We start from the raw sequence: 25,600 nt of genomic DNA on the forward strand, positions 1-25,600 counted from the left end.
TAAATGAATACTAATAAAAAACATATTAATGTAGTTTGGTTCAAAAGGGATCTTCGTTTACAGGATAACGAGGCAATTTTTAACGCAACAAAAACCGGCATACCCACATTGTTGCTTTATGTATTCGAAAAATCTTTAGAAAATGATTCGCATTACAGTCCAAGACATTGGAATTTCATCAAGCAATCACTTGTAGACATCAATAAACAACTGGAACAATCTAACACACAGGTATTAGCTGTATCGTCAGAGGTGCTTCAGGTTTTCAATATTCTTGAAGAAACATACAAAATTGAAACTGTGTACTCACATCAGGAAACGGGATTAAAAATCACTTACGAAAGAGATAAAAGTTTCAAACGGTTTTGTAAAAACAATCAAATTAATTGGGTTGAAAATACTAATAACGGAATTTTCAGAGCCTTACGAAACAGAACGAATTGGGTTGCTAAATGGGAAGATTACATGAATCAACCACAATTTATTTTTGATGGTAAACCAGAAAATTTTCTAAATACGGAAGCAATATTGGAACTCGAAAAAGCTTTGGATAAAACCAATTTAGAAACTGTTCCTGATGCTGTATTCCAAAAAGGTGGCAGCACCATGGCCAGAAAATATTTGCAGACATTTTTTGATGAACGATACCACAATTATAATTCCCATATTTCAAAACCGCTTTTAGCTCGAAAAAGTTGCAGCAGATTATCTCCATACATAGCTTGGGGAAATTTATCCTCCAGACAAGTTTTGCAAAAAGCAGCTACCTTCCGATTGACATGCAACAACCAAAAACAAATTGATTCATTTGTATCCCGACTGACGTGGCAGGCTCATTTCATTCAAAAATTTGAAATGGAAGAAGTAATGGAATTTGAAAGTGTTAACAAAGGCTTCCATTCGTTGAAAAAGAAAGTCAATGAAAATTATATTGAAGCTTGGAAAACGGGACAAACCGGGTTTCCCTTGATTGATGCATGCATGCGTTGCCTCAATGAAACTGGTTATTTGAATTTTAGAATGCGTGCGATGTTAGTTTCATTTTTCACCCATAATCTATGGCAACCTTGGCAAGAAGCGACGCAGCATTTATCACAAATGTTTCTTGACTTTGAACCCGGAATACATTTTCCGCAGTTACAAATGCAGGCGGGTGAAACCGGAATCAATATGTTACGTATCTATAATCCAATAAAGAACAGTTACGAACACGATCCTGACGGTGAATTTATAAAAAAATGGGTTCCTGAATTACGCGATTTACCACGGGCATTTGTCCATGAGCCATACAAAATGACCTATTTAGACCAGAAGTTTAATGATTTCGAAATAGGAATTAATTATCCCAAACCAATTGTAAATATGGAAAGAACTAGAAAATTCGCCAGTGATTTTTTATGGAAAATGAAGAAAAACCCATTAGTAAAAGAGGAAAGTTCACGGATCTTGAAACTTCACACTATGGCAGATATTGGCGATAGTGAGTAATATTTTAATGGCAATAAAAATATAATTTATGAATACAAAAAAAGAACTAACGGATTTAGAAAAAGACCGAATCATAGAAATGGCTTGGGAAGACCGCACCACTTTTGATGCGATTTTAATGCAATTTGGATTAAAAGAACAAGAAGTAATCGACCTCATGCGAACCGAAATGAAACCTTCGAGTTTTAGAATGTGGCGAGAAAGAGTGCAAGGACGCAGAACCAAGCATGAAAAATTAAGGGATTTTAGAGAAGGCCGTTTTAAATGTACGATGCAAAGACAAATTAACAACAACAAGATTTCCAAACGATAAAAATTAGTGTTCAGTGAGCAGTAATCAGTAATCAGTTAAAATAATAACATATAAAAAAATGAAAAATATAGTAATCATTGGTGGTAGTAAAGGAATTGGCAGTGCTATTTTGTTGCAACAATTAGAAACAAACATAGTCTACAACATCAGTAGAAATGCGCCAGACATTACACATCCCAACCTGAAACATTTTAGTGTAGATGTTTTAAAAGATACACTACCGGAAATCGAAAACATTGACACTTTAATTTACTGTCCGGGTTCTATCAATTTAAAACCCATCGGAAGTTTGAGCATCGATGATTTCAGAAATGATTTTGAAATTAATGTCATTGGCGCTGTAAAAGCCATCCAGAAATATTTACCTGTTTTAAAAAAGGGAACTAATCCATCGATTGTTTTGTTTAGCACGGTAGCTGCAAAATTAGGAATGCCGTTTCATGCTAGTATCGCTACTGCAAAAGCTGGAATTGAAGGACTAGTAAAATCGTTGGGAGCAGAATTAGCTTCGGTAGTACGCATCAATGCCATTGCTCCCACGATTACCGAAACATCACTTTCAGCAGGCATTTTGAGAAATGACCGAATGAAAGAAAATATGGTGGAACGCCACCCGATGAAAGGATATCTAAAACCGGAAGAAGTAGCAAATATGGCCGATTTCCTAATTTCGGAAAACGCAAAATCAATTTCAGGTCAAATATTCGAGATGGATTACGGAATAGTGACTTTTAAAATATAAAGAAGTAATTACTTCCCATCAAAAAATAAATTCTTAAACCATTAAGGAAATAAGTTTATATAGAGATTACTTAATTTTTCTTAATTCCATAATGGTTCAAAAAAAAAAATCCAATAAAATAATTAGCCAAACTTAATATTGAAAGATAGAACACCATGATAAAAGAAATGAAAAGTTACGAAAAAATTGAACAATACGACACTGAAATAACAGAATCGTTAGCTGATAATTATAGAGTGATAATTGACAATTTAGGCGAAGATGTGACTCGCGAAGGGTTAGAAAAAACACCAGAACGTGTTGCGAAAGCGATGCAATATTTAACTCATGGTTACGGATTAGATCCATTGGAAATCCTAAAATCAGCAATGTTTACCGAAGATCACCAACAAATGATTGTGGTAAAAGACATCGAAGTATATTCCATGTGTGAGCACCACATGTTACCGTTTTTTGGAAAAGCTCACGTAGCGTATATTCCAAATGGAAAAATTGTAGGTTTAAGTAAAATCCCAAGAGTAGTAGATGCTTTTGCCCGAAGAATGCAAGTGCAGGAACGATTGACAGACCAAATCAAAAATTGTATTCAGGACGCTCTGAATCCACTTGGTGTTGCTGTTGTAATTGAAGCGCAACATATGTGTATGCAAATGCGCGGGATTCAAAAACAAAATTCAGTTACAACGACTTCTTCTTTTACAGGAGCTTTCGAGAAAGACAAAACAAGAAAAGAATTTATTAGCTTAATTTCCAATAAATTAAGTTAATTTTAATTATTGGAATACCAATGTACTGAATAAAAAAACTGCACACGGATTACACGGATTAAACAGATTATCACAGATATTCTGATTGCTTAAAAATTGGAGTTAATTCTTGTAATTCGTGGCAAAAAAAATGCAAACCATGAAAATTCTCTTAACAGGCGCGACAGGTTATATCGGGAAAAGACTTTTGCCTTTGTTGGTGGCACAAGAACATGAAATAATCTGTTGTGTAAGAGATAAAAACAGGTTTTATTGTCCAGTTGAATATCAAAAAAATGTTACGGTAATTGAAGTTGATTTTCTGAATCAGGAAACATTGACCGCTATCCCTGAAGATATTGATGCAGCTTACTATCTGATTCATTCCATGTCAGGATCCGCGTCTAATTTTGATGAATTGGAAAGTGAATCTGCAGTAAATTTTGTGCAACGCTTGAATGAAACCAATGTAAAACAAGTTATTTATTTGAGCGGAATTGTCAATGACAAATCATTATCGAAACATTTATCCTCCAGAAAAAAGGTAGAAGAAATTTTAAATATAGGAACTTTTGCCGCAACTACATTGAGAGCGGGAATTATTGTAGGTTCTGGAAGCGCATCGTTTGAAATAATTCGGGATTTAGTGAATAAACTTCCCATTATGATTACTCCAAAATGGCTGAATACCAAATGTCAGCCGATTGCAATTCCGGATGTTCTTGAATTTTTATCCAAATCATTATTAAATCCGCTTACCTACAACCAGAGTTTTGACATTGGCGGACCAGATATTTTGACGTACAAAGAAATGCTTTTGGGTTTTGCTGAAGCCAAAAAGTTAAAACGATGGATATTTACCGTTCCTATCATGACGCCAAAATTATCTTCGTATTGGCTCTATTTTGTAACCTCAACATCGTATAGACTCGCGTCAGCTCTGGTCAGCAGCATGAAAGTTGAAGTAGTTTGCAGTGATAACCGAATCAATGAATTACTGCATGTTACGCCGATGTCCTACAAACAAGCACTTTCTCGCGCATTAATAAAAGTAGACGAAGATAAAGTCGCTTCGAGTTGGAAAGATTCCTTGGTCAGCGGACGTTTTAATAGTAACATGTCGGAATATTTGAAAGTTCCTAAAAAGGATTGCTACATTGACCGTCGCAAAATGGAAATCATAGATCGTGATTTCACCATCAACAGGATTTGGTCCATTGGCGGTGATACAGGTTGGTATTATGGCGATTGGTTGTGGAATTTACGCGGTTTTATTGATAAATTATACGGTGGCGTAGGTTCCCGTAGAGGAAGAACAAACCGACACGATATCCATTCTGGGGATGCTTTGGATTTTTGGCGCGTTTTGTATGCCAATAAAGAAGAGGGAAAACTAATCTTATTTGCTGAAATGAAATTACCAGGTGAAGCTTGGTTAGAATTTAAAATTATCGGAAATACTTTGTATCAAGCGGCGACTTTCAGACCAAAAGGAATTTGGGGAAAATTATATTGGTATTCCGTTTTACCGTTTCATGGATTTATTTTCGAAGGAATGCTCAAGAAATTGATTAAGTAGTAAATAAATATCCTTTTCTGTACCTGCTGGAAAAAGGAGAATACAAATTGAACAGATTATAAATCTGTTCAATTTGTATCTTTTATTTAAGAATTCCGGCTTTGTAAGTCGCAATCGCTCTATCTCTCGCCATTGCGTGTTCTACCATAGGTTTTCCGTATCCTAAATCGAATTCTTTAATCCATTTTCGGATGTAGATTCCTTTTTCATCAAACTTTTTTTGCTGAATCTCCGGATTGAAAACACGGAAATAAGGTGCAGCATCACAACCGGTTCCTGCTGCCCACTGCCAGTTACCTACATTGGCAGACATATCGTAATCTAATAATTTTTCGGCAAAATAGGCTTCACCCCATTGCCACTGAATCATCAAATGTTTACACAAAAAACTCGCCACAACCATGCGGACTCTGTTGTGCATGTAACCGGTTTCATTGAGTTGACGCATACCGGCATCGACCATTGGATAACCAGTTGTTCCCGAGCACCAGCGCTTGAAATCTTCTTCATTATTACGCCATTGAATTCCATCATAAGCTGATTTGAAGTTTTGGGTAACGACTTTTGGAAAACTGAATAAGATTTGCATAAAGAATTCTCTCCAAATCAATTCACTCAAAAAGACATCGTTTTTGTGAAAAGCCCAGTTAACTAATTTCCGGACGCTTACCGTTCCAAAACGTAAATGTGGTGACAGATACGAGGTTTTATCCATGGCTGGAAAATCTCTTATATCTTGATAATTTGAAATGAATTTTAAGTTGTGAGGTTTTACTTTTATGGGACTTTCATCGAAACCTATTTGTTCTAAAGAAGGAAAAGCAAAACTGTTTTTATGGAAATTAGAAAAATAAGCAGCAGTATCATATTCCTGAACCGGCGCCATTGATTTGTATTTTTCTAGCCATTTATTTTTAAAAGGAGTGTATACAGTATATGGCAATCCATCTGCTTTTGTGATTTCTTTTTCCTCGAAAATCACTTGATCTTTAAAAGAATAAGTAATGGTTTTATTAGTTTCTAAAAGTTCACAAATTGCCGTTTCACGTTGTATCGCATACGGTTCGTAATCTTTGTTGAAAAAAACTTCTTTGACATCATATTCTTCTAAAAGTGATTGCCAAACATCAAAAGTTTTTCCTTTTTTGACCAAAAGTGAGCTTCCAATTTCCTGTAATTGCGTATTTATTTTAGAAAGTGATTCATGGATGAAACCCACCCGGGCATCATTTTTTGGTAAACTATCTAAAATGGAATCATCAAAAATAAACAACGGAATCACCGCATGTTCCGAATGTAGCGCTTGAAATAAACCTACATTATCTTCCAGACGCAAGTCACGTCTGAACCAAAAAATAGAAACTTCTTGCTTGCTCATTACTTTGCATTAAACATTTCGTCCACTTTAGTGACACGGTATTCGAAAATAGATTTCAATTTATTTTTAACGACCAATGTATTCATGATTCGGCCCAGAAAACCAAGCGGCAATCCGTAATGTACGACATCTGTCATTTTAGTTCCGTTTGATGTTGCTTCAAAAAAATGTTTGTGATGCCAAAAACTGTATGGACCAAAACGTTGTTCATCTATAAAATAACTATTTTCCTTTACTTGAGTGATTACAGTCATCCAAGATAAAGTTATCCCAAAAAGTGGCGTTACTTTATACTGAATGATTTGTCCCGGATACATGGATTTTTGATCAAAATCCGTGATTTGAAAACCCATTCCTTCCGGTGTGATTTTCTGAAGATTTTTGGGGTTCGAAAAAAAGGACCAACATTCTTCGACAGTTGCATTTACATGCTGAACGGTTTCTTGTTTGTATATTTTCATGGTTGTGTTTTAAAGATAAATGCCTTCATGGAACATTGTGTTCGCGTGAGGGATAATAGTGAAGCTCTTTTTATAATTGGTCTCGTTTTTTCAGAACGAGACCAATTATAAAAAAGCGGGAAGGGATAGCCCGACCCCGCTGTAATGCTAGTGAAAGCTGGGTCACGCCCAAATTAAACTTTATATTTTGTAGTATTTGAAAGGTACAAAAAGCATTCCGAAACACTCACCGTGCTCCTTGCCCAGGTGTTTGTGATGTACTTTGTGGGCTTTTCGCAAGCCTATTAAATACTTGTTATTCGTGTTTTTGAACCACTTGAAACGTTGATGGATTAGCACATCATGAATCATGAAATAACACATCCCGTAAAACATAATTCCAAGTCCGATAAAGAATTTATAGTTTAAACCGCCTTCGACACCGTAATAAAAAAGAACGATGCTTGGGATAGCGAAAATGACGAAAAAGATGTCATTTCGTTCGAAAACATTCGCGTATTTGGGTTGGTGATGGTCAGCGTGAAAATACCACATTGAACCGTGCATTACATACTTGTGCGTAAGCCAAGTGACGCATTCCATTATTAAAAAAGTACCTAGAAAAATCAAAAAAAATATCATTTTATTCTGTATTTAAGTATAACAATTCTTTAAAAACAAGTTGTAATTAAACTAGCTTCAATTTATAAGACACAAAAGACTTTGCCAATAAACCAGCTTTGGTATAGTTAGAAACTCGGATTCTTGCGTTTCCTATTTCGTGACAAGGCGTGTTTTCTAATTTTTTTAATAGTTTTTTGTAGTACACAAAAGCTGTGTATACACCAAACTTAGCTTCGATAGGAAGTTTCACAATTCCTTCATAAGCGACTCTGAAATCTTCTTCGATCTCATTGATGATTGCAGTCTTTGCATTTTCATCAAACGAATTTAAATCGACACCAGGAAAATAATTACGGTTCAAAACCAGATTATCATCCTTCAAATCCCGAAGAAAATTCACTTTCTGGAACGCAGAACCCAATCGCATTGCTTCGTCTTTCAGTTGCTCATAACGTTTATCGTCACCGGCCACGAAAACTTTAAGACACATCAACCCTACTACATCAGCAGAACCATAAATATAATCATCATATTCCGCTTTGCTGTTATAATCTGATTTTATCAAATCTAATTTCATACTTTTTAAGAAAGCCTGAATAAGATCATCAGATATGTTGTTTTGCTTCACCGTTTGCTGGAAAGAATTCAATATAGGATTTAAACTAATACCTCTATCAAAGGCTTTGTAATATTCATCCTCAAACTCTGTGATTAAACTTTCTTTATCAAAACCGTGGAATGAATCAACGATTTCATCTGCAAAACGAACAAAACCATAGATACTATATATGGCATCCCTAATACTTGGCGACAGCATGTAAACCGCCAGCGAGAAAGAGGTGCTATAGTTTTTTGTAACTAACTTGCTACATTTAAAAGATACATCATCAAATAATTGCTTCATACTATTGTTCTGAAAATTGCTTATTAATTAATTCCGACACTAATTTTCCAGAAATTAATGCTGGCGGAACACCAGGTCCCGGAACGGTCAATTGACCAGTGAAATATAGATTCTTAACTTTTTTACTTTTTAATTTTGGTCTCAAAAAAGCCGTTTGCAATAATGTATTTGCCATACCGTAAGCATTCCCTTTATATGAATTGTACTCCGACACAAAGTCATTTTTACAGAATGATTGCTTAAATATAATATTATTTTTGACGCTTTGCTGTGTTAAAGTTTCAAAACGATTTATTATTTTATCAAAATATTCTTCTCGTAAAGCCTCAGTATCATTAATTCCCGGAGCCAAAGGCACTAAGAAAAAGCCAGATTCCATTCCTTCTGGAGCGGCAGTTTTATCTGTCACTGATGGAAAATTGGCATAAAACAACGGTTCCTTTGGCCATTGTGGCTCATCATAAATATCTTTAGCATGTTGGTAAAAATCAACATCAAAAAACAATGCATGATGCGAAATATTTTCTATTTTTTTGTTGAAACCAACATAAAATAATAATGAGGAAGGTGCGAAAACTCGGCTATCCCAATATTTTTCTGAATACGCTCGATGTTCCTGATTCAATAAAGTTTCGGTGTGATGGTAATCAGCACCACTCAAAATTAAATCGGAAGCAATAATTTCTCCGTTGACCTGCAGGGCTACTGCAGTTTTATTTTTGACAATAATTTTTTCGATGTTTGAATTAGTTTGAAATTTCACTCCCAACTCTCGCGCTAAACTTTCCATTCCCCGAACGACATCAAACATTCCTGTTTTAGGATGCCAAGTTCCAAGACCAAAATCAGCATAGTTCATAAAACTGTAAAACGAAGGCGTATCTGATGGCTTTGCGCCAAGAAACAATACTGGAAATTCCAATATTTGGATTAGCCTTTCATTTTTAAATTTCTTGCGAACATCTTTACTGATATTGCTAAAAAATTGTCCCACTTTCATGGCTGTTTCTGCGGTTATCAATTCGAGTGGAGAAACACCTGGACGGTAAACCAAATCTTTAATGGCGATATCGTAATTACTTTTGGCTTCAGTCATAAATTCGTTTAGAATTTTACCGCTTCCTTTTTCGATAGCTTCAAAAGCGAATATAATTTCAGCTAAATTGTCTGCTATTGATATAAAATCATCGATTCCGTAATACACTCTGTAGGCAGGAGACAACTTAATAAGTTCATAATAATCAGTGGTCTTCTTTCCAAAATCAGCAAAGAAACGTTCGAAAACATCTGGCATCCAGTACCAACTTGGTCCCATATCAAAGGTAAAACCTTCTCTCTTTAGTTGACGTGCTCGCCCTCCAATTGTTGCGTTTTTTTCATAAACCGTAACATCATGACCACTTTGTGCTAAATACGCCGAAGCTGCCAATGCAGAGAAACCAGAACCTATAATTGTAATTTTTTTTATTTTCTTCATTTGTTTAGCAAATATACTAATTGTTTAAACAAAAACAATTAAATCCAGTCGACTAATTCCGTAATTGAATTAAAAATTGTAATTCGATCAGAAAGTTCTTCTTTTTTAATAAACTCAACCATTCTACCAAGATACCATAATTCCGTAGTATCATCCAATAACTCATCAGACATTTTTTGGATGTAACTGTCTAATATATCTTTTTCAGGCTGAACCGTTAGGTACGACACAAAAACAATGGAATCAAAATGCTTTTTCAAATCTTTTAGATTTTCAATTGGCATACTTTCCCCTAGATAAATGGTTTTGTATCCATGTAATAAAATTTCATAATTGAGATACATCAAGCCCAATTCGTGAATTTCATTCATAGGCAGAGACAAAACAAAAACTTTATCCAGTTTGGTCTGCTTTAAAATTTGAAGTTTTTCAGTATTTATTAATAGTTTTTGTTTAATTAAATAGCTGATGAAATGTTCGTGAGCAGGTGTTATAGTATCGGATTGCCACAATAACCCCAACTCGTTCATCAAAGGAATGAAAACTTGATGAAAGACTTCTTTGAATGATTTTTCAGCGATTAACCAATTGTATGTATTAAAGAAAAGCTCTTGATCAAAGTTCATCATTGCCATTTTGAACTCACTAATAGCGTGGCTTTTGGCTGTTTTATTTGAAATTATTTCTCGTACAAGAGATGGAATTTTATCTTGTGGATAGGTAGCTATTTTTGAAATTTTATAGCCATAGTCATGTAGCAAAGTAATGTTTAATAGTTTTTGCAAACTAGCCAAATCGTACAATCGGATATTAGTATCTGTACGCATCGGTTGAAGAATATCATATCTTTTCTCCCAGATTCGTATAGTATGCGCTTTGATCCCCGAAAGGTTTTCAAGATCTTTTATACTAAACACACTTTTTATATTGTTCATCGTTTATCTAAATTTAATAAACAAATGTAAAATAAATTTTATTATAAATTTGAAATAATTTGAAAACTATTGCATTATTCCAAAGTGACGCTGTAAAAAGCATTTAATTTGTCTAAATCAAGGACAGTTTTGGAATTATCAGTACTTCTTGTGTACATAGGTTCAAATTTAGCTCCGTAAATAACTTCCTCAAAAGTATATGAAGTCCTAATGGCAACGGTATTACTAAACATATCATCAAAGGTTTTTACAAAAACAAGGATTTCTCCATGAATACTATCAAAATCTTCTTTAGTTAAGTTATACAACGGACTGTTTTCGGTTATGGGATGCACTAAAGTCCAGCTTAAGGTTAATGCATTTATTCTTTCCAATTCTAAATCTAAAGCATAAAATTTGTTCGTTTTAGTACCATTCTCCTCCACACTCATACCAAGAGTAATTTTGGCTTCAGCATCAGTAAAATTAGTATTTTTAAAAGGTGTAATTCGTATCATTAAACCTTTTATTTCTCCATAAGGAGCGATCAAGGCATTGTGAGAAAATTTCAAAAAAGCAGTAGGCTTGCTGAAACGTCCAAAGAATAAACCGGTAGCAATTGCGAAACTCAACAATCCTATCAAAGCTTCTGCAGCAGCTAATAAACTAGTTAAAAAACCGGAAGGACTAATGTGTCCATATCCCACTGTGGTAAATGTTTGTGCACTAAAAAAATAGGCTTGACCAAATTGAACCCAATTTGAACCTGTAGCATCAATCCCATTCAAATTTTCGATTCCAATAGCATAATACAGCAACGCAAATAGAAAATTCATACCCACGTAAAATAACAAAAGAATTAACATGAATTTCCATCTTGGCAAATCAATCATGGTATGATACCAACTAATACGATGCAAAAGATGCATACCGCGTTTCTCTACATTAGCAGTTCCATTTTTATTCACAAAACGTCCACCATAATTATTGGCATTTGTTCCAAAACCAGTATTTGTATCTGCCTTTGCTTTTGAATTTATTTTCTTCATTGCGGTTATTGCTATTCATTTATTGTGAGGTAAAAATAGCAAAAAACCTTTTATAAATTAGGAAGTGATTTCACCTTTCAAATAAGCCATTCCTAAATCCAACTTGTTTTTACAAAACTATTCTTTCATTTGTAAAAACAGTTTTAAATCTCTCATTAATGTTCGCTTTCTAGAAATTTATTTTTTTAACAATTCATAATTTATACATTAAATATTTTCAAAAAAATAAACGTAATTGTTTGAAAATCAATATATTTATACACTTTATTTTTTATTTCAACATAAAATTAGAATCATGTATGACGGGATGTTAAAAGATAGAATTGAGGCGGGTATATTGCTTTCAGAAAAACTAAAAAAATACCAAAATAGCGATACCATAGTACTTGCCGTTCCAAGAGGTGGAGTGCCTGTGGGATATATAATTGCTAAAAGTTTACACCTTTCTTTAGACATCGTTCTTTCAAAAAAAATAGGACATCCCAGTAATATAGAATTTGCGATAGGTGCCGTCTCCTCAGATTCCATGATTCTTGATGAACATCCAAATGTTCCTAAAATATATATAGACAATGAAATTATCCGATTGCGGAAATTAATGGCAGAGAAATATCAGCATTACATGGGCAATAAAAAACCGCTGGATGTGAAAGGGAAAAATATAATCTTAGTAGATGATGGCATCGCTACAGGAAATACTTTACTTGCCAGTGTAAGCATGCTTCGAAAAAAAAATCCAGCAAAAATAATTGTAGCTACACCTGTAATTCCGTATGAAAACGTGCCTGTAATTAAAAAAAACGCCGATGAATTTATCTATCTAATAGCTTCAAAAAATTTTAGAGGTGTGGGCGGATTTTATGAAGAATTCAATCAAGTCGAAGATGAAGAAGTGATACACTTATTGAGTATTCCCATAGATACTGACTAATATTGTATTAAGCTGCAGTTTTATTTTCAAAATTTGAAATGATAGAAAAATCAGATTTCTTCTTTTCAAAATTATAAACTAAAAAAATTGCAATTACCACAAATGCTAAAACAATCGCTTTTTTTCCTAAATTAGTTGAATCAAAATAAATGCTATGAAAAAACTAACCAAAGAAGACATCAGTCAGGAAGTATTTGACTTATACGATGATTACGCCCATAACAAAATAGAAAGAAGACAATTCGTCGAGAAACTATCCTTGTTTGCGGTAGGAACACTTACACTTCCGTCACTTCTTGGCTTTATGACACCTAATTATATTGATTCTATTTTAATAAAACCTGGTGATCCAAGGTTAAAATCAGAATTCATCACTTACGATTCTCCTAAAGGTGGAGGGAAAATTAAAGGACTTTTATCCCAACCCAAAGGAACCAAAAAGAAATTACCGGGAATCATTGTGGTACATGAAAACCGAGGATTAAATCCCTATATTGAAGATGTAGGACGAAGAGCCGCCGTGGAAGGATTTATCACTTTGGCACCGGATGCTTTATCGCCACTGGGCGGTTATCCCGGAAATGATGATGCAGGAAGAGAATTACAAAAAAAACGTACCCGTGAAGAAATGCTCGAAGACTTCATTGCAGCCTACGAATACCTGAAATCCCACAAAGATTTTAATGGTCGTATTGGTGTGGTAGGATTTTGTTTTGGAGGTTGGATTGCCAATATGATGGCGGTAAAAATTCCAGATCTATGTGCCGCAGTTCCTTATTACGGCGGACAACCCACAGCAGCAGAAGCCGAAAAAATAAAAACGCCTATCCTAGCGCAATATGCCAGTTTAGACACACGCGTAAATGAAGGTTGGCCAGCTTTTGAAGCCATTCTTAAAAAGAATAAAGTAGAACATGTTGCTTATTTCTATGAAGGCGTGAATCATGGTTTTCATAATAATACCACACCCAGATACGATGAAAAAGCCGCCACTTTATCGTGGACAAGAACGATAGATTTTTTCAAAGACAAATTGAAGAAGAAATAGTTTCAGAATTTTGATAGTAATAAAGTCCCTTGATTGGGACTTTATTATTTATCTATTTTTACAAATTATCTTACAAAAAATAATATGAATAATACAGACTCGACCTCACACACTCGTAAACGTACATTAATTTCAAAAATATAATCCGCAAGTAAAACGGCATTATCCCTATAACGGTTTTTAATAGCCTACCTTACAAAAAAAAATGTCTATAGAGCACAAGGTTCGATTGGTCGAAGAATTATTTGACCGTCTTGAAAATGAAGTTACGGTGTTCCAATCAGAAACTCATTTACAGTGTCGCACCGGTTGTGGCAAGTGTTGTTCCACTCCTGACATCAATGCTTCGCCTTTAGAGTTTTTACCCTGGGCATTGTATTTATTTTTAAACGGGAAAGCCGAGGATATGTTAGTCGAGTTAAACAACAAATCCGACAGTAATTGCCATTTGTACCGACCTCTAACTGTTATTGACAGAAATATGGGAAGTTGCAGCAATTATCGCTATCGAGGATTGATTTGCAGGCTTTTTGGGTATGCCGCCAGTAGAGACAAATATGGCAAATTGCGATTAGCCACTTGTAAGATAATCAAAGAAGGACAACAAGAAAACTACAATACCGCCGAAGAAGCCATTAGCAAAGGACTCTACGTACCCGTTTTTACTGATTATTACATGCAACTCTCACAAATTGATAATAGACTAGCCACTACCATACTTCCCATAAATGAAGCTTTAATAACTGCCATCGAAGAAGTCTTGCATTATTATGCGTACAGACCGTTTCCGGGCGGCCTCGAAAACATCGCCTAAAACACAAAATACATTCCATAAAAAAAGCCCCAAACGGGGCTTTTTCACTTTATAAACTCAAGCTTATTTGCTCAAATACATTTTTCTTCTAGAGTACAATTCGTAGAACTGATCGTCTTTCAAGTCATCAATAAACAAGATGCTTTCTCCTGTTGATTTCATTTCTGGTCCTAATGCTTTGTTCACATTTTGGAACTTACTGAAAGAGAAAACAGGTTGTTTAATAGCATATCCTTTTAATTGTGGGTTGAAAGTAAAATCGGTTACTTTATTGTGTCCTAACATCACTTTAGTCGCATAGTTCACATAAGGTTCTCCGTATGCTTTTGCAATAAATGGAACCGTACGGGATGCTCTTGGATTCGCTTCAATGATATAAACCGTATCGTCTTTAATCGCAAACTGAATGTTTATTAAACCAACTGTTTTTAAAGCTCTAGCAATTTTAACGGTGTGATCTTTTATTTGTTGCATAACAAATTCTCCTAAGTTAAACGGTGGCAAAGTAGCATTACTATCGCCCGAGTGAACTCCGCAAGGTTCGATGTGCTCCATAATTCCTATGATATACACATTTCCATCCGCATCACAAATCGCATCCGCTTCCGCTTCGATTGCTCCGGCCAAATAATGGTCTAAAAGCAATTTATTCCCTGGAATTGTTTTCAATAAATTGATAACGTGCTCTTCCAACTCTTTCTTGTTGATTACGATTTTCATTCCCTGACCACCCAACACATACGAAGGACGAATCAATAATGGAAAGTCTAAAGTATCTGCTAAAGCTGCCGCTTCATCCGCCGTTTCCGCAATCCCGAATTGTGGGAAAGGAATGTTCAATTCCGTTAACAAATCAGAGAAACGACCTCTGTCTTCGGCTAAATCCAAGGCATCAAAACTGGTCCCTATGATTTTCACTCCGTATTTAGACAGTTTTTCGGCTAATTTCAAGGCAGTTTGACCTCCTAATTGCACAATTACACCTTCTGGTTTTTCATGTTGGATAATATCATAAATATGTTCCCAGAAAACCGGCTCGAAATACAATTTATCCGCTGTATCAAAATCAGTCGAAACTGTTTCCGGATTACAGTTAATCATTATCGTTTCATAACCACATTCTTTTGCTGCCAAAACTCCGTGAACACAAGAATAATCAAACTCAATTCCTTGTCCAATTCTATTTGGGCCTGACCCAAGAACGATTATTTTCTTTTTGTCTGTTACAACACTTTCGTTGTCAACGTAACGTGTTCCATCTGCTTTTTCTATTTCGGCCTCAAAAGTAGAATAATAATAAGGTGTTTTAGCTTTAAATTCTGCCGCACAAGTATCCACCAATTTAAACACACGGTTGATGTTCATGTCTGTACGCAACGTATGCACTTGGCTTTCCTTGCAACTCATCATGTGTGCAATTTGTCTGTCGGCAAAACCTTTTTGTTTGGCTTCAAGCAACAATTCTCTTGGCAAATTGGCTACGGTATATTTAGAAATCTCTTTATCTAAAACATATAATTCTTCATATTGTTTCAAGAACCACATATCAATTCTGGTAATTTCATGAATACGGCTCAACGGAATTCCCATGGCGATAGCATCATAAATAACGAAAACACGATCCCAACTAGCAAAAGTCAATTTCTCGATAATTTGCTCATAATTAGTATATCCTTTTCCATCAGCTCCTAAACCATTTCTTTTGATTTCCAATGATTGTGTGGCTTTGTGCAAGGCTTCTTGGAATGAACGTCCAATTCCCATTACTTCCCCAACCGATTTCATTTGAAGTCCCAACGTTCTGTCAGCTCCTTCAAATTTATCGAAATTCCAACGTGGTATTTTTACAATCACATAATCTAAAGTCGGTTCGAATAAAGCCGAAGTTGATTTTGTAATTTGATTTTGCAATTCATCTAAATTATATCCTAAAGCCAGTTTAGAAGCAATTTTTGCAATTGGATAACCAGTTGCTTTCGATGCTAAAGCGGATGAACGAGACACACGAGGGTTGATTTCAATCGCTACGATATCTTCTTTTTCGTCTGGCGAAACAGCAAACTGTACATTACAACCTCCTGCAAAATTTCCGATACTGCGCATCATCAAAATGGCCATATCACGTAACTTTTGGAAAGTCGTATCTGATAATGTCATTGCTGGTGCAACCGTGATGGAATCTCCGGTATGAATTCCCATTGGATCCATATTTTCGATAGAACAAATAATAACAACATTGTCGTTTTTATCTCTCAATAATTCCAATTCGTATTCTTTCCAACCGATTAAAGCTTTATCAATCAGCACTTCGTGAATAGGTGACATTTCTAATCCGTAAGAAAGTTTTTCGTCAAATTCTTCTTTGGTATGAACGAAAGCTGCTCCAGTTCCACCTAATGTAAACGAAGGACGAATTACTAATGGGAAACCAAATTCTTGTGCAATTTCTTTCCCTTCCAAGAAAGAAGTAGCTATTTTTGCGGGTGCTGTAGGCACATTTATTTTATGAAGCAATTGTTTAAATTGCTCTCTGTCTTCGGTAATATTAATGGCATTTACATCAACCCCGATTAATCGTACTCCAAAATCTTCCCAAATTCCTTTTTCATCTGCTTCCAGACACAAGTTCAAAGCGGTTTGTCCACCCATTGTAGGTAAAACGGCATCGATTTGAGGATGTGCTTTAAGGATTTCGATAATTGATTTCGTCGTTAATGGCTTCAAATAAACATGATCGGCCATGGATGGGTCGGTCATAATCGTTGCCGGATTGGAGTTTATCAAAATAACTTCAATTCCTTCTTCACGAATAGAACGGGCAGATTGCGATCCTGCATAATCAAATTCGCACGCTTGACCAATAACAATAGGACCTGAACCTATTATTAAAACTGATTTTATGGATGTATCTTTTGGCATTGTATGGTATTATTGTGTTGTGTAGTTGTTGTCTTCAAAAGATTAAAGTTACTGAACTCAAACCCTTTAACTGTAAATCTTAAACTTTTTTTAACGAATAGGTATAAAAAAAGGCGATACTAAAAAAAGTAACGCCTTATTTATGTTTATAGAAACATTATTTTTTGTGTCTTGGTTCGCAAGAAACAGTCAATTTATGTCTTCCTTTAGCTCTTCTACGCGCAAGAACTTTTCTTCCATTAGCAGAAGCCATTCTGTCCATAAATCCGTGCTTATTTCTTCTTTTTCTTTTCGATGGTTGAAACGTTCTTTTGCTCATTGCTTTGTATCTTTAAAATCTTATTTATATGTCTTCCTATTTTTGAATAACTGTTATTCTAAAACCGAGTGCAAATATACAAAGACTTTTTTTTCTCACAAGTAGTTTTGTAAAAATATTTTCAATTCATTTTACTATATTTGTGATCTTAAAATAATCACACTATGTTTCACAGAAATATTAAACTTATTATCGCCGGACTAATTATCATTACTGGCATTTGGCAATTTACAGAAAGCAATATCGGTAATGGAATTTTCCTTATATTATTGAGTGCAATTCCTATTTTCCTTTACTTTAAAAACGAATTCATCTTATTAGCTTTCTTAAAACTAAGAAAACAAGATTTTGAAGGGGCAAAAAAATGGTTGGCTTACATCAAAAACCCGGAAACAGCTTTGGTTCAAAAACAACAAGGATACTTTAATTACCTTCACGGAATCATGCTTTCACAAACGAATATCAATCAAGCGGAGAAATATTTCAAGAAAGCAATTGAACTAGGACTATCAATGGATATGGATTTGGCTGTAGCCAAATTAAATTTAGCTGGAGTTGCCATGACACGTCGTCGTAAACTTGAAGCAACTTCCTTATTGAACGAAGCTAAAAAATTAGACAAACAGAATATGTTGAAAGATCAAATTGTCATGATGAAAGAACAAATGAAGAAAATATAATTTTTATAATTATCTAAAAAGGGTCAAATGATACACATTTGACCCTTTTTTTGTCCTAAATAAGTCAAACTTACATCTTTCCTTAATTGCCTTATATGGTTCAAACCATTAGTTAATATCCTTTTAACGGAATTTCGATTTGATATTTTTTACCGGTATCATTCAACAATTTTGTTTCTCTCAACCAAGGATTGTGAATTTTCAAAATCTTATAGTTAATACCTTGCCCTTTTGCAAAATCAGCCAAATCTGTAATAGTACTATCAATTTCGATTTTCTTGGTTGGCAAGATTCCATACAACTCTTCAGGAGCAATGGTAAAACCATATTTTACAGGATTTTCCATAATCTCTTTCAAGGCTAAAATCCTGAAAACATAGCGAGACGTTTCTTCGGTAAGCAACAAATCATAATAATTAGTCACTTTTTGAATGTCAATTTGTTTATTCACACCTGTCATTCCTCCGTTATAAGAGGCTGCCGCCAAAGTCCAGCTTCCAAATTTTCCTTTGGCACTTAAAAAATAACTGCAGGCCGCCTGAGTTGATTTTTCTAAATCATAGCGCTGATCCACATTTTCATTGACTTCCATTCCGCGCTCTTTGGCCGTTTCCGGCATAAATTGCCAAATTCCTCTTGCTCCAGCCGGAGAAACTACATTTACCAATCCACTTTCTATAACTGCCAGATATTTAAAATCATCTGGAATACCATTCTTTTTCAAAATAGGCTCGATTATAGGAAAAGCACGATTTGCTCTTTTTATAGCCAAAATAGTGGACGCATGGAGATTTACATTTACCAGTAATTCTCTATCAAAACGCTCTTTTACATCTGCTATTTTTAATGGTGTTTCTTCGCCCGCGAAATCCAATTTTACAGGAAAATCACTTGCGATTTCTTTTGTAACCTCTTTTTCTTCTGACGGATTTTTAGCGGCGAAAATAAATACGCTACTCGCAAAAATCACGGTAAGAATTATGGCAACTTTATTTATCAATTTCATCTTTTCTTTTTTATGCCTTTCATAACGTTATAAAAGTGCGTTTACTTCTTTTCTGTTCCCAATATAATGGAGGGTAAATTCTCATTCAACCATTTGTACTTGTTCAAAATCATTATATGCGTCCCTCCTTTTACAACGACACAATTCTTGATATATTTTATAGGAAACACATCATCCATATCTCCATGAATGTGAATTACTTTTTCATCAGCAACCGTTCTGTCCCATAAAATCACCTGTTCTACAGCCCAATTCAAATAACGAATATCCCGAACCGATAAAAATTTTTCATAAAGTTTAAGCCTTTGGTTTACTTTTTCGCCAAAAGAAAACTTAGCAAGGCTTTCAATATTTGCAATCAGATTCATAGGGATTAATTTATAGGCCTTGGTAGTTTTAGCAATTTTCATTCTTCTGGGAAATTCCACGTTACTTTTAACGCTTGAAATGATAATAATTTTCCGGGCTTCTACATATTTAGCCATTTCTTGTACCAGAATGCCTCCGAACGAAACTCCAATTAAAACCGGATTCTTATGTTTTATTTTTTCAGTGATCCGCTTGGCATAAACCGTCAAAGATTCATCATTAAGAGGGATTTCCCACTCCAGAAAGATAATTTCAAACATTTCATCGGGAAGCGCAATCCGCTCAAAAATGGTAGTGCTTGCCGCTAATCCTGGCATTAAATAAACGGGGATTTTACTCATAATTGTTTTAACTATTTTATAACAAAATTCAGTCTGTTTATAGCGAATTTTGTATAAAATTAATTTTTTTATTCAAACCCTATTCACTTTTTACTTTATATTATCAATAATTTATGACTACACAACTATTTCAATCAAATACAAGAGGCAAGGCCGATTTTGGATTGCTTAAAGCCAATTTCTCTTTTTCTTTCGGGAATTATTTCAATCCAGAACGCGTACAATTTGGAATGTTACGCGTTTTAAATGACGATACGATTGCAGGTGGAACAGGTTTTGGTACACACGGCCATGCCAATATGGAAATCATCACTATTCCACTCGAAGGCGGATTGATGCATAAGGACAGCATGGGAAATGAAGGCATCATTGGTTTTGGAGAAGTCCAAGTAATGAGTGCCGGAACCGGAGTAGAACATTCTGAAATGAATGCCAGCCAAAAAGATGAAGCAAAAACACTGCAACTGTGGGTTTTTCCTGACACCGAAAACGTCCCACCAAGATACGACCAGAAATCATTTGATATTGAAAATCAAATCAATACCTTTGTAAATATTGTTTCGCCAAAAGACAATAATAACGGAAATGCACTTTGGGTTTACCAAAAAACCTTTTTCCATTTAGGTATTTTCGACAGCAACACCACCATTAAATATGAGGTTAAAATTCCTAAAAATGGTGTTTATTTATTTTTGATTGAAGGCGAAATAGAAGTGAATAATCAAACCTTGAAGGCAAGAGATGCCATGGGAATAAATGATTTTGATCAATTCGAAATTAAAATCAATACCAAATCAAAAATACTTTTGGTAGAGGTACCAATGAATCAGAGTTAATTATTATGGATGCAGCAAGCACTATGGAAATCAAAGACAACACTTTTTCACGACAATTTGAAACTATAGTAGACCAGGGATTAGTTTCTGTCGAATATTCTTTTCAAGAGAAGAAAATATTCTTAACAAAAATAAATGTACCTGAATCTTTTGAAGATGAAGAATTTATTTCAAATTTCCTGAAAAACATTATGGAAATTGCTATTGAAAGAAAATTCAAAGTGGTTCCTATTCTTCCAAAAATAGTGGTGTTTTTCAAAAAAAATCCTATTTACAAAGAGTTACTTCCTCCAGGAATTAGACTGTAACAAAAAAAAAAATCGGCTGTATTTTAGAATACAGCCGATTTTGATTTATAAAGAGTTTAAGAAAATTATTTCTCTATTTCTCTCATGCTATCCATTTTCTTGTTGGCTAAGAAACCTGTAATATCTTCAAAATGTTCCACAACTCTTTTGTTTCCAAACTCGAAAACTTTAGTCGCCAATCCATCCAAGAAATCCCTGTCGTGTGAAACTAATATTAAAGTTCCATCAAAATCACGCAACGCATCTTTGATAATATCTTTGGTTTTCATATCCAAGTGATTCGAAGGCTCATCCAGAATCAATAAATTTACGGGTTCCAACAATAATTTAATCATTGCCAAACGGGTTTTTTCCCCACCGGAAAGTACTTTTACTTTTTTGGTCACATCATCACCCTGAAACATGAATGCACCAAGAATATCTTTGATTTTAGTTCTTACATCACCAACGGCAATATCATCTATAGTTTCAAAAATAGTTGCATTTTCGTCTAATAAAGAGGCTTGATTTTGAGCAAAATAACCAATTTGTGCATTATGACCAATCTCTAAACTACCGCCATCAATACCAATTTCTTTCATAATGGCTTTAATCATAGTCGATTTCCCTTCCCCATTTTTTCCTACGAAAGCTACTTTTTCCCCTCTTTCAATAACGATATTAGCATCTTTGAAAACCACATGATCTCCGTATGATTTTGATAAATCCTTAACAATTACAGGATATTGTCCGGAACGCGCTGCAGGCGGAAATTTTAATTTCAAAGCCGAAGTATCAACCTCGTCAACCTGAACAATAACCAATTTCTCTAACATTTTAACACGGGATTGAACGGCATCCGTTTTAGAAAATGTCCCCTTAAAACGATCGATAAAAGTTCTATTGTCAGCAATCATACGTTGTTGCTCGTCATACGCTTTTTGCTGATGAACACGTCTGTCTTTTCTAAGTTCCAGATAATGCGAATATTTGGCTTTATAATCATAAATACGCCCCATTGTAACTTCGATGGTACGATTCGTAATATTATCGACAAAAGCTCTATCGTGAGAAATTACCACAACGGCTTTGGCCGAATTAATCAAGAAATCCTCTAACCATTGAATACTTTCAATATCCATGTGATTGGTAGGCTCATCCAGTAAAATTAAGTCTGGTTTTTGCAAAAGGATTTTGGCAAGCTCGATTCGCATTCTCCATCCACCAGAAAACTCTGAAGTTTGACGGCTAAAATCTTCCCGAACGAATCCCAAACCGATTAGAATTTTCTCAACTTCGGCTTCATAATTTATTTCTTCGATTGCATAAAATTTCTCGCTTAAGTCTGAAACTCTTTCGATTAATTTCATGTACGCATCACTTTCATAATCAGTACGAATCGTCAATTGCTCATTGATTTCATCAATCTCCGCTTTCATTGCAAAAACTTCTCCAAAAGCTTTCGAAGTTTCCTCCATTACGGTTGCACCATCTGTAGTCAATAAATGCTGAGGCAAATAGGCTACAACAGCATCTTTTGGTGCCGAAATATTACCTGTTGAAGGTTTGCTTTGACCTGCAATAATTTTAAGCAGCGTCGATTTTCCTGCTCCATTTTTACCCATTAGGGCAATTTTATCATTTTCATTTATAGCAAAAGAAACATCACTAAAAAGTGTCGTGCCACCAAACTGCACAGAAATATCGTTAACTGTAATCATTTAGATTATAAGATTTTTAGATAATTAGATTATCAGATTTTAAAAATGCAAAGATAGATTAATTCAGGAATTGGACAATTGAATAATTTATAACAATTTATTTTTCGGGCAAAAGAAATATAAAATTTAAAAGCAGCACAATAATAATATTTTTTTATAGTTTTGTATTTGATATTTAGACCTTTAACTCCAAAAAACAACCTACATTTGAAACAACATTAAATCTTAAAAGCAACAAATACCTAAATCATTATGAAAATAGTAATCCCTGTTTAAACAATGTAAAAACAGGTGAATGGTGTAGACAATAAAATCGATGCGTAAACCGAAAACCTAATTTTTATAGGTTGAATGAAAAATTTAAAAACTAGATCATGACAAAAACATTAATAATTATTCTCTTGTGCACTTTCCATTTTACTGCAGCTCAGAGTAATGAAGAAATTGTACAAAAAGCTTGTGAAGTACAAACAAAATGGGGTTTTAAAGCCAAGAATAAAAACATCATTACACTAATTGATTTTTCAAAATCAATCAACGAAGCAAGGCTTTATGTTATTGATTTAAAAAGCAACAAAATACTTCTGGCCAGTAATGTGGATCATGGTTCCGGATCAGGAACCGGATTAACTCCCAGTTCATTTAGCAATATTGAAGGAAGCAAGGCGACTTCATTAGGATGCTACCTTACGTTACAGACTTATCAAGGCATGTGGGGATATTCTCTACGCTTAGATGGGTTGGAAAATGATAAAAATTCGAATGCTTTAAAAAGAAATATTGTAGTCCATTCGTCAAAAAAAATGTTTAGTAAATTCAGTTGGGGATGCTTTTCAGTTCCTGACAGTAATGCCAACACCCTGATTAACTTGATAAAAAACGGCTCGCTTATTTATGCTTATCAATAAAAAAAATTGCTAGCTGAACTTCAAATAAAAAGCCTCTTGATTGAGGCTTTTTTTATTTGTATATGGTATAAGAAATTATTCTTTTCTCCACTTTTTTGATTCCTCAAAAACATGTTCAAGAATAGCAGCTTCTCTTTCATCAAAATCTACGTTTCTGCGACTCATTACTAATCGAGCCGTTTCAAAAGCTTTTTTGGTAATATAAGTGGTAAAACCAGAAGCGCCACCCCAAGAAAAGCTAGGGACAAAATTGCGTGGAAATCCGCTACCAAAAATATTAGCACTCACCCCTACTACTGTTCCCGTATTGAACATAGTGTTAATGCCGCATTTACTATGATCTCCCATCATCAATCCGCAAAACTGAAGACCGGTTTTAGCAAAACCTTCCGTTTCATAACTCCACAATTTTACTTCTTCGTAGTTGTTTTTCAGATTAGAATTATTACTATCGGCACCAATATTACACCATTCACCAAGAACTGAATTTCCTAAAAACCCATCATGACCTTTATTAGAATACCCAAACAATACCGAATTATTAACTTCACCCCCAATTCTGGAAAAAGGACCTACGGTTGTTGCTCCATATATTTTAGACGCCATTTTTACCGAGGCGTTTTCGCACAAGGCAAAAGGTCCTCTGATAACTGAACCTTCCATAATTTCAGCATCTTTTCCTATATATATTGGGCCTGTAGAAGCATTTAACGTAACAAATTCTAACTTTGCACCTTCTTCAATAAATATATTTTCCGGTGCAATTACGTTAACGCTTTTTGGAATAGGCTGAGATCTTCGGTCTTCTGTTAAGATTTCGAAATCTTCCCGAATGGCTGCATCATTTTTAGAGAAAATATCCCAAGTATTTTGAACCGTTAAACAATCCTCATTGTACTCTAAAATTTCATAAGAATCAAAATCTACTTCTTCTTGTTCTTCCGTAGTAAAAAAAGCAATCACTTCATCACCTTTGAAAATTGCCTGATTGGGTTCCAGATTACTAACCATTTCAGCCAAAACAGCATTAGGAAGATAAGAAGCATTTATCATAACATTTACCTCTAACTCTACCATTGGAAATTTTTCTGATAAATACTCCTCTGTCAACGTAGTTGTAGTAGAGCCCAGATGCATTTCCCATTTTTGACGAATGGTCATAATTCCAATAAGAATATCGGCAACGGGACGGGTGAATGTAAAAGGCAACAAGGAATTTCTGGAAGGTCCGTCAAAAAGTATGTAATTCATAAAATTTTTTATTTGTTGATTCGGTTATTTTTTGATTGAAAAATAAATTTCATCAATCTACCGTTTTAATAATATTGACACCAAAGTTACAAAGTTTTCAAATAAATAAAATAAAAAAGCCCTCCAAAAAGGAAGGCTTTGATATATTTGAAAACAGGTTAAAATTATTTAACGTGTTTAGCGTATTTAGTTTTGAATTTATCAATACGACCTGCAGTATCAATAAGTTTAGATTTACCTGTGTAAAAAGGGTGAGAAGTTCTAGAGATCTCCATTTTTACAACTGGGTATTCAACACCATCAACTGTTAATGTTTCTCTTGTATCTGCAGTAGATTTAGTGATAAAAACTTCGTCATTTGACATGTCTTTAAATGCAACTAATCTGTAATTTTCTGGGTGAATTCCTTTTTTCATCTTGTTAATCTTTTTTATTTGTTAATTATAATTTGTCTTGAAGCTTTTCTTCTAACAGAAAAGGTATAAACTCCTTATAACTTTTTGTTTTACAATATTA

General features: G+C 34.6%; 26 protein-coding genes. 12 read left to right on the top strand and 14 right to left on the bottom strand.

Annotated features, from left to right (window positions below; all coding sequences use genetic code 11):
• Window positions 1-3: 3 nt before the first annotated feature.
• From ACNQF8_RS06985 to ACNQF8_RS07005, 5 genes are all read left to right on the top strand, one after another.
• The gene (locus tag ACNQF8_RS06985; protein WP_417953129.1) at window positions 4-1,488 is read left to right on the top strand and encodes a cryptochrome/deoxyribodipyrimidine photo-lyase family protein; all 1,485 of its coding nucleotides are present in this window, start codon (window positions 4-6) and stop codon (window positions 1,486-1,488) included.
• Window positions 1,489-1,516: 28 nt separating this feature from the next.
• The gene (locus tag ACNQF8_RS06990; RefSeq protein ID WP_315211600.1) at window positions 1,517-1,801 is read left to right on the top strand and encodes a TIGR03643 family protein; all 285 of its coding nucleotides are present in this window, start codon (window positions 1,517-1,519) and stop codon (window positions 1,799-1,801) included.
• Window positions 1,802-1,859: 58 nt separating this feature from the next.
• Entirely contained in the window at window positions 1,860-2,543 is a 684-nt protein-coding gene (locus tag ACNQF8_RS06995; protein ID WP_315211599.1) for an SDR family NAD(P)-dependent oxidoreductase, read from the top strand.
• 155 nt (window positions 2,544-2,698) lie between these two features.
• A complete protein-coding gene (folE, locus tag ACNQF8_RS07000; protein WP_417983477.1) occupies window positions 2,699-3,310 on the top strand; it encodes a GTP cyclohydrolase I FolE in 612 nt (203 codons plus the stop codon).
• Between the two features lie 139 nt (window positions 3,311-3,449).
• On the top strand, window positions 3,450-4,868 hold the full coding sequence (locus ACNQF8_RS07005; RefSeq protein WP_417953130.1) for an SDR family oxidoreductase: 1,419 nt from the start codon (window positions 3,450-3,452) through the stop codon (window positions 4,866-4,868).
• Between the two features lie 82 nt (window positions 4,869-4,950).
• On the opposite strand, the gene ACNQF8_RS07010 is transcribed toward ACNQF8_RS07005, so the two are convergent.
• The 7 genes from ACNQF8_RS07010 to ACNQF8_RS07040 form a co-directional block, all read right to left on the bottom strand.
• Window positions 4,951-6,246 carry a cryptochrome/photolyase family protein gene (locus tag ACNQF8_RS07010; protein ID WP_417953131.1) on the bottom strand — a complete coding sequence of 432 codons (1,296 nt, stop codon included), beginning with the start codon at window positions 6,244-6,246 and terminating at the stop codon, window positions 4,951-4,953.
• The gene (locus tag ACNQF8_RS07015) at window positions 6,246-6,707 is read right to left on the bottom strand and encodes an SRPBCC family protein (RefSeq protein ID WP_417952634.1); all 462 of its coding nucleotides are present in this window, start codon (window positions 6,705-6,707) and stop codon (window positions 6,246-6,248) included. The genes ACNQF8_RS07010 and ACNQF8_RS07015 overlap by 1 nt, the downstream gene beginning before the upstream one ends.
• Window positions 6,708-6,887: 180 nt before the next feature.
• Window positions 6,888-7,328, bottom strand: coding sequence for a sterol desaturase family protein (locus tag ACNQF8_RS07020; protein ID WP_113633487.1), 441 nt, complete (start codon window positions 7,326-7,328; stop codon window positions 6,888-6,890).
• Between the two features lie 46 nt (window positions 7,329-7,374).
• The gene (locus ACNQF8_RS07025) at window positions 7,375-8,214 is read right to left on the bottom strand and encodes a phytoene/squalene synthase family protein (RefSeq protein WP_417952635.1); all 840 of its coding nucleotides are present in this window, start codon (window positions 8,212-8,214) and stop codon (window positions 7,375-7,377) included.
• Between the two features lies 1 nt (window position 8,215).
• Window positions 8,216-9,691 carry a phytoene desaturase family protein gene (locus ACNQF8_RS07030; RefSeq protein WP_417953132.1) on the bottom strand — a complete coding sequence of 492 codons (1,476 nt, stop codon included), beginning with the start codon at window positions 9,689-9,691 and terminating at the stop codon, window positions 8,216-8,218.
• A gap of 38 nt (window positions 9,692-9,729) precedes the next feature.
• A complete protein-coding gene (locus ACNQF8_RS07035; RefSeq protein ID WP_417953133.1) occupies window positions 9,730-10,626 on the bottom strand; it encodes a MerR family transcriptional regulator in 897 nt (298 codons plus the stop codon).
• 74 nt (window positions 10,627-10,700) lie between these two features.
• Window positions 10,701-11,654, bottom strand: a complete 954-nt coding sequence (locus ACNQF8_RS07040) for an ion channel (RefSeq protein WP_417953134.1) — start codon at window positions 11,652-11,654, stop codon at window positions 10,701-10,703.
• Between the two features lie 295 nt (window positions 11,655-11,949).
• Here ACNQF8_RS07040 and ACNQF8_RS07045 point away from each other — a divergent pair, with 295 nt between their 5' ends.
• The 3 genes from ACNQF8_RS07045 to ACNQF8_RS07055 all read left to right on the top strand — a co-directional run bounded on the left by ACNQF8_RS07045 (window position 11,950) and on the right by ACNQF8_RS07055 (window position 14,447).
• A complete protein-coding gene (locus ACNQF8_RS07045; protein ID WP_417953135.1) occupies window positions 11,950-12,585 on the top strand; it encodes a phosphoribosyltransferase in 636 nt (211 codons plus the stop codon).
• Between the two features lie 154 nt (window positions 12,586-12,739).
• Window positions 12,740-13,633: a dienelactone hydrolase family protein gene (locus ACNQF8_RS07050; RefSeq protein WP_417953136.1), complete on the top strand. Its 894-nt coding sequence runs from the start codon at window positions 12,740-12,742 to the stop codon at window positions 13,631-13,633.
• A 205-nt stretch (window positions 13,634-13,838) separates the two neighbouring features.
• Window positions 13,839-14,447 (top strand): YkgJ family cysteine cluster protein, encoded by a 609-nt coding sequence (locus tag ACNQF8_RS07055; protein ID WP_417952641.1) that lies wholly within the window; start codon window positions 13,839-13,841, stop codon window positions 14,445-14,447.
• A 63-nt stretch (window positions 14,448-14,510) separates the two neighbouring features.
• Here ACNQF8_RS07055 and carB read toward each other — a convergent pair whose 3' ends face one another.
• Window positions 14,511-17,366, bottom strand: coding sequence for a carbamoyl-phosphate synthase large subunit (carB, locus tag ACNQF8_RS07060; RefSeq protein ID WP_417953137.1), 2,856 nt, complete (start codon window positions 17,364-17,366; stop codon window positions 14,511-14,513).
• A 157-nt stretch (window positions 17,367-17,523) separates the two neighbouring features.
• Window positions 17,524-17,685, bottom strand: a complete 162-nt coding sequence (gene rpmH / locus ACNQF8_RS07065) for a 50S ribosomal protein L34 (protein ID WP_007136275.1) — start codon at window positions 17,683-17,685, stop codon at window positions 17,524-17,526.
• Between the two features lie 164 nt (window positions 17,686-17,849).
• Between rpmH and ACNQF8_RS07070 the strand changes: the two genes are divergently transcribed.
• Window positions 17,850-18,365 carry a DUF2892 domain-containing protein gene (locus ACNQF8_RS07070; RefSeq protein WP_315211501.1) on the top strand — a complete coding sequence of 172 codons (516 nt, stop codon included), beginning with the start codon at window positions 17,850-17,852 and terminating at the stop codon, window positions 18,363-18,365.
• 112 nt (window positions 18,366-18,477) lie between these two features.
• Here the strand turns inward: ACNQF8_RS07070 and ACNQF8_RS07075 are convergent, their stop codons facing one another.
• Both ACNQF8_RS07075 and ACNQF8_RS07080 read right to left on the bottom strand, forming a co-directional pair.
• Complete coding sequence (locus ACNQF8_RS07075; protein ID WP_417953138.1) at window positions 18,478-19,371, bottom strand: lytic transglycosylase domain-containing protein; 894 nt, start codon at window positions 19,369-19,371, stop codon at window positions 18,478-18,480.
• Window positions 19,372-19,412: 41 nt separating this feature from the next.
• Window positions 19,413-20,081: an alpha/beta hydrolase family protein gene (locus ACNQF8_RS07080; protein WP_417952645.1), complete on the bottom strand. Its 669-nt coding sequence runs from the start codon at window positions 20,079-20,081 to the stop codon at window positions 19,413-19,415.
• Window positions 20,082-20,194: 113 nt separating this feature from the next.
• On the opposite strand from ACNQF8_RS07080, the gene ACNQF8_RS07085 reads away from it, so the two are divergent.
• Both ACNQF8_RS07085 and ACNQF8_RS07090 read left to right on the top strand, forming a co-directional pair.
• Window positions 20,195-20,917 (top strand): pirin family protein, encoded by a 723-nt coding sequence (locus ACNQF8_RS07085; RefSeq protein WP_417952646.1) that lies wholly within the window; start codon window positions 20,195-20,197, stop codon window positions 20,915-20,917.
• A gap of 23 nt (window positions 20,918-20,940) precedes the next feature.
• Window positions 20,941-21,225: a GNAT family N-acetyltransferase gene (locus ACNQF8_RS07090; RefSeq protein ID WP_113666498.1), complete on the top strand. Its 285-nt coding sequence runs from the start codon at window positions 20,941-20,943 to the stop codon at window positions 21,223-21,225.
• A 65-nt stretch (window positions 21,226-21,290) separates the two neighbouring features.
• Here the strand turns inward: ACNQF8_RS07090 and ACNQF8_RS07095 are convergent, their stop codons facing one another.
• Window positions 21,291-22,925: an ABC-F family ATP-binding cassette domain-containing protein gene (locus ACNQF8_RS07095; protein WP_417952647.1), complete on the bottom strand. Its 1,635-nt coding sequence runs from the start codon at window positions 22,923-22,925 to the stop codon at window positions 21,291-21,293.
• A 374-nt stretch (window positions 22,926-23,299) separates the two neighbouring features.
• Between ACNQF8_RS07095 and ACNQF8_RS07100 the strand changes: the two genes are divergently transcribed.
• Window positions 23,300-23,833, top strand: coding sequence for a murein L,D-transpeptidase catalytic domain family protein (locus ACNQF8_RS07100; protein ID WP_417952648.1), 534 nt, complete (start codon window positions 23,300-23,302; stop codon window positions 23,831-23,833).
• A gap of 75 nt (window positions 23,834-23,908) precedes the next feature.
• Here the strand turns inward: ACNQF8_RS07100 and ACNQF8_RS07105 are convergent, their stop codons facing one another.
• Window positions 23,909-25,084 carry a GlmU family protein gene (locus ACNQF8_RS07105; RefSeq protein ID WP_417952649.1) on the bottom strand — a complete coding sequence of 392 codons (1,176 nt, stop codon included), beginning with the start codon at window positions 25,082-25,084 and terminating at the stop codon, window positions 23,909-23,911.
• A gap of 164 nt (window positions 25,085-25,248) precedes the next feature.
• A complete protein-coding gene (locus ACNQF8_RS07110) occupies window positions 25,249-25,500 on the bottom strand; it encodes a type B 50S ribosomal protein L31 (RefSeq protein ID WP_039109118.1) in 252 nt (83 codons plus the stop codon).
• Window positions 25,501-25,600 lie beyond the last annotated feature (100 nt).

The sequence above is a fragment of the Flavobacterium labens genome, assembly GCF_048286755.1.
Classification (GTDB): Bacteria; Bacteroidota; Bacteroidia; order Flavobacteriales; family Flavobacteriaceae; genus Flavobacterium.

Bases quoted from the DNA above. Each gene is read 5' to 3' on its own strand.
- ACNQF8_RS07075 (WP_417953138.1), bottom strand. From the start codon at position 19,371: ATGAAATTGATAAATAAAGTTGCCATAATTCTTACCGTGATTTTTGCG.
- ACNQF8_RS07050 (WP_417953136.1), top strand. From the start codon at position 12,740: ATGAAAAAACTAACCAAAGAAGACATCAGTCAGGAAGTATTTGACTTA.
- folE (WP_417983477.1), top strand. From the start codon at position 2,699: ATGATAAAAGAAATGAAAAGTTACGAAAAAATTGAACAATACGACACT.
- carB (WP_417953137.1), bottom strand. From the start codon at position 17,366: ATGCCAAAAGATACATCCATAAAATCAGTTTTAATAATAGGTTCAGGT.
- ACNQF8_RS07030 (WP_417953132.1), bottom strand. From the start codon at position 9,691: ATGAAGAAAATAAAAAAAATTACAATTATAGGTTCTGGTTTCTCTGCA.
- ACNQF8_RS07085 (WP_417952646.1), top strand. From the start codon at position 20,195: ATGACTACACAACTATTTCAATCAAATACAAGAGGCAAGGCCGATTTT.
- ACNQF8_RS07005 (WP_417953130.1), top strand. From the start codon at position 3,450: ATGAAAATTCTCTTAACAGGCGCGACAGGTTATATCGGGAAAAGACTT.
- ACNQF8_RS07045 (WP_417953135.1), top strand. From the start codon at position 11,950: ATGTATGACGGGATGTTAAAAGATAGAATTGAGGCGGGTATATTGCTT.
- ACNQF8_RS07020 (WP_113633487.1), bottom strand. From the start codon at position 7,328: ATGATATTTTTTTTGATTTTTCTAGGTACTTTTTTAATAATGGAATGC.
- ACNQF8_RS07095 (WP_417952647.1), bottom strand. From the start codon at position 22,925: ATGATTACAGTTAACGATATTTCTGTGCAGTTTGGTGGCACGACACTT.
- ACNQF8_RS07100 (WP_417952648.1), top strand. From the start codon at position 23,300: ATGACAAAAACATTAATAATTATTCTCTTGTGCACTTTCCATTTTACT.
- ACNQF8_RS07105 (WP_417952649.1), bottom strand. From the start codon at position 25,084: ATGAATTACATACTTTTTGACGGACCTTCCAGAAATTCCTTGTTGCCT.
- ACNQF8_RS06990 (WP_315211600.1), top strand. From the start codon at position 1,517: ATGAATACAAAAAAAGAACTAACGGATTTAGAAAAAGACCGAATCATA.
- ACNQF8_RS07070 (WP_315211501.1), top strand. From the start codon at position 17,850: ATGTTTCACAGAAATATTAAACTTATTATCGCCGGACTAATTATCATT.
- ACNQF8_RS06985 (WP_417953129.1), top strand. From the start codon at position 4: ATGAATACTAATAAAAAACATATTAATGTAGTTTGGTTCAAAAGGGAT.
- rpmH (WP_007136275.1), bottom strand. From the start codon at position 17,685: ATGAGCAAAAGAACGTTTCAACCATCGAAAAGAAAAAGAAGAAATAAG.
- ACNQF8_RS07055 (WP_417952641.1), top strand. From the start codon at position 13,839: ATGTCTATAGAGCACAAGGTTCGATTGGTCGAAGAATTATTTGACCGT.
- ACNQF8_RS07110 (WP_039109118.1), bottom strand. From the start codon at position 25,500: ATGAAAAAAGGAATTCACCCAGAAAATTACAGATTAGTTGCATTTAAA.
- ACNQF8_RS07040 (WP_417953134.1), bottom strand. From the start codon at position 11,654: ATGAAGAAAATAAATTCAAAAGCAAAGGCAGATACAAATACTGGTTTT.
- ACNQF8_RS07035 (WP_417953133.1), bottom strand. From the start codon at position 10,626: ATGAACAATATAAAAAGTGTGTTTAGTATAAAAGATCTTGAAAACCTT.
- ACNQF8_RS07080 (WP_417952645.1), bottom strand. From the start codon at position 20,081: ATGAGTAAAATCCCCGTTTATTTAATGCCAGGATTAGCGGCAAGCACT.
- ACNQF8_RS07015 (WP_417952634.1), bottom strand. From the start codon at position 6,707: ATGAAAATATACAAACAAGAAACCGTTCAGCATGTAAATGCAACTGTC.
- ACNQF8_RS07090 (WP_113666498.1), top strand. From the start codon at position 20,941: ATGGAAATCAAAGACAACACTTTTTCACGACAATTTGAAACTATAGTA.
- ACNQF8_RS06995 (WP_315211599.1), top strand. From the start codon at position 1,860: ATGAAAAATATAGTAATCATTGGTGGTAGTAAAGGAATTGGCAGTGCT.
- ACNQF8_RS07025 (WP_417952635.1), bottom strand. From the start codon at position 8,214: ATGAAGCAATTATTTGATGATGTATCTTTTAAATGTAGCAAGTTAGTT.
- ACNQF8_RS07010 (WP_417953131.1), bottom strand. From the start codon at position 6,246: ATGAGCAAGCAAGAAGTTTCTATTTTTTGGTTCAGACGTGACTTGCGT.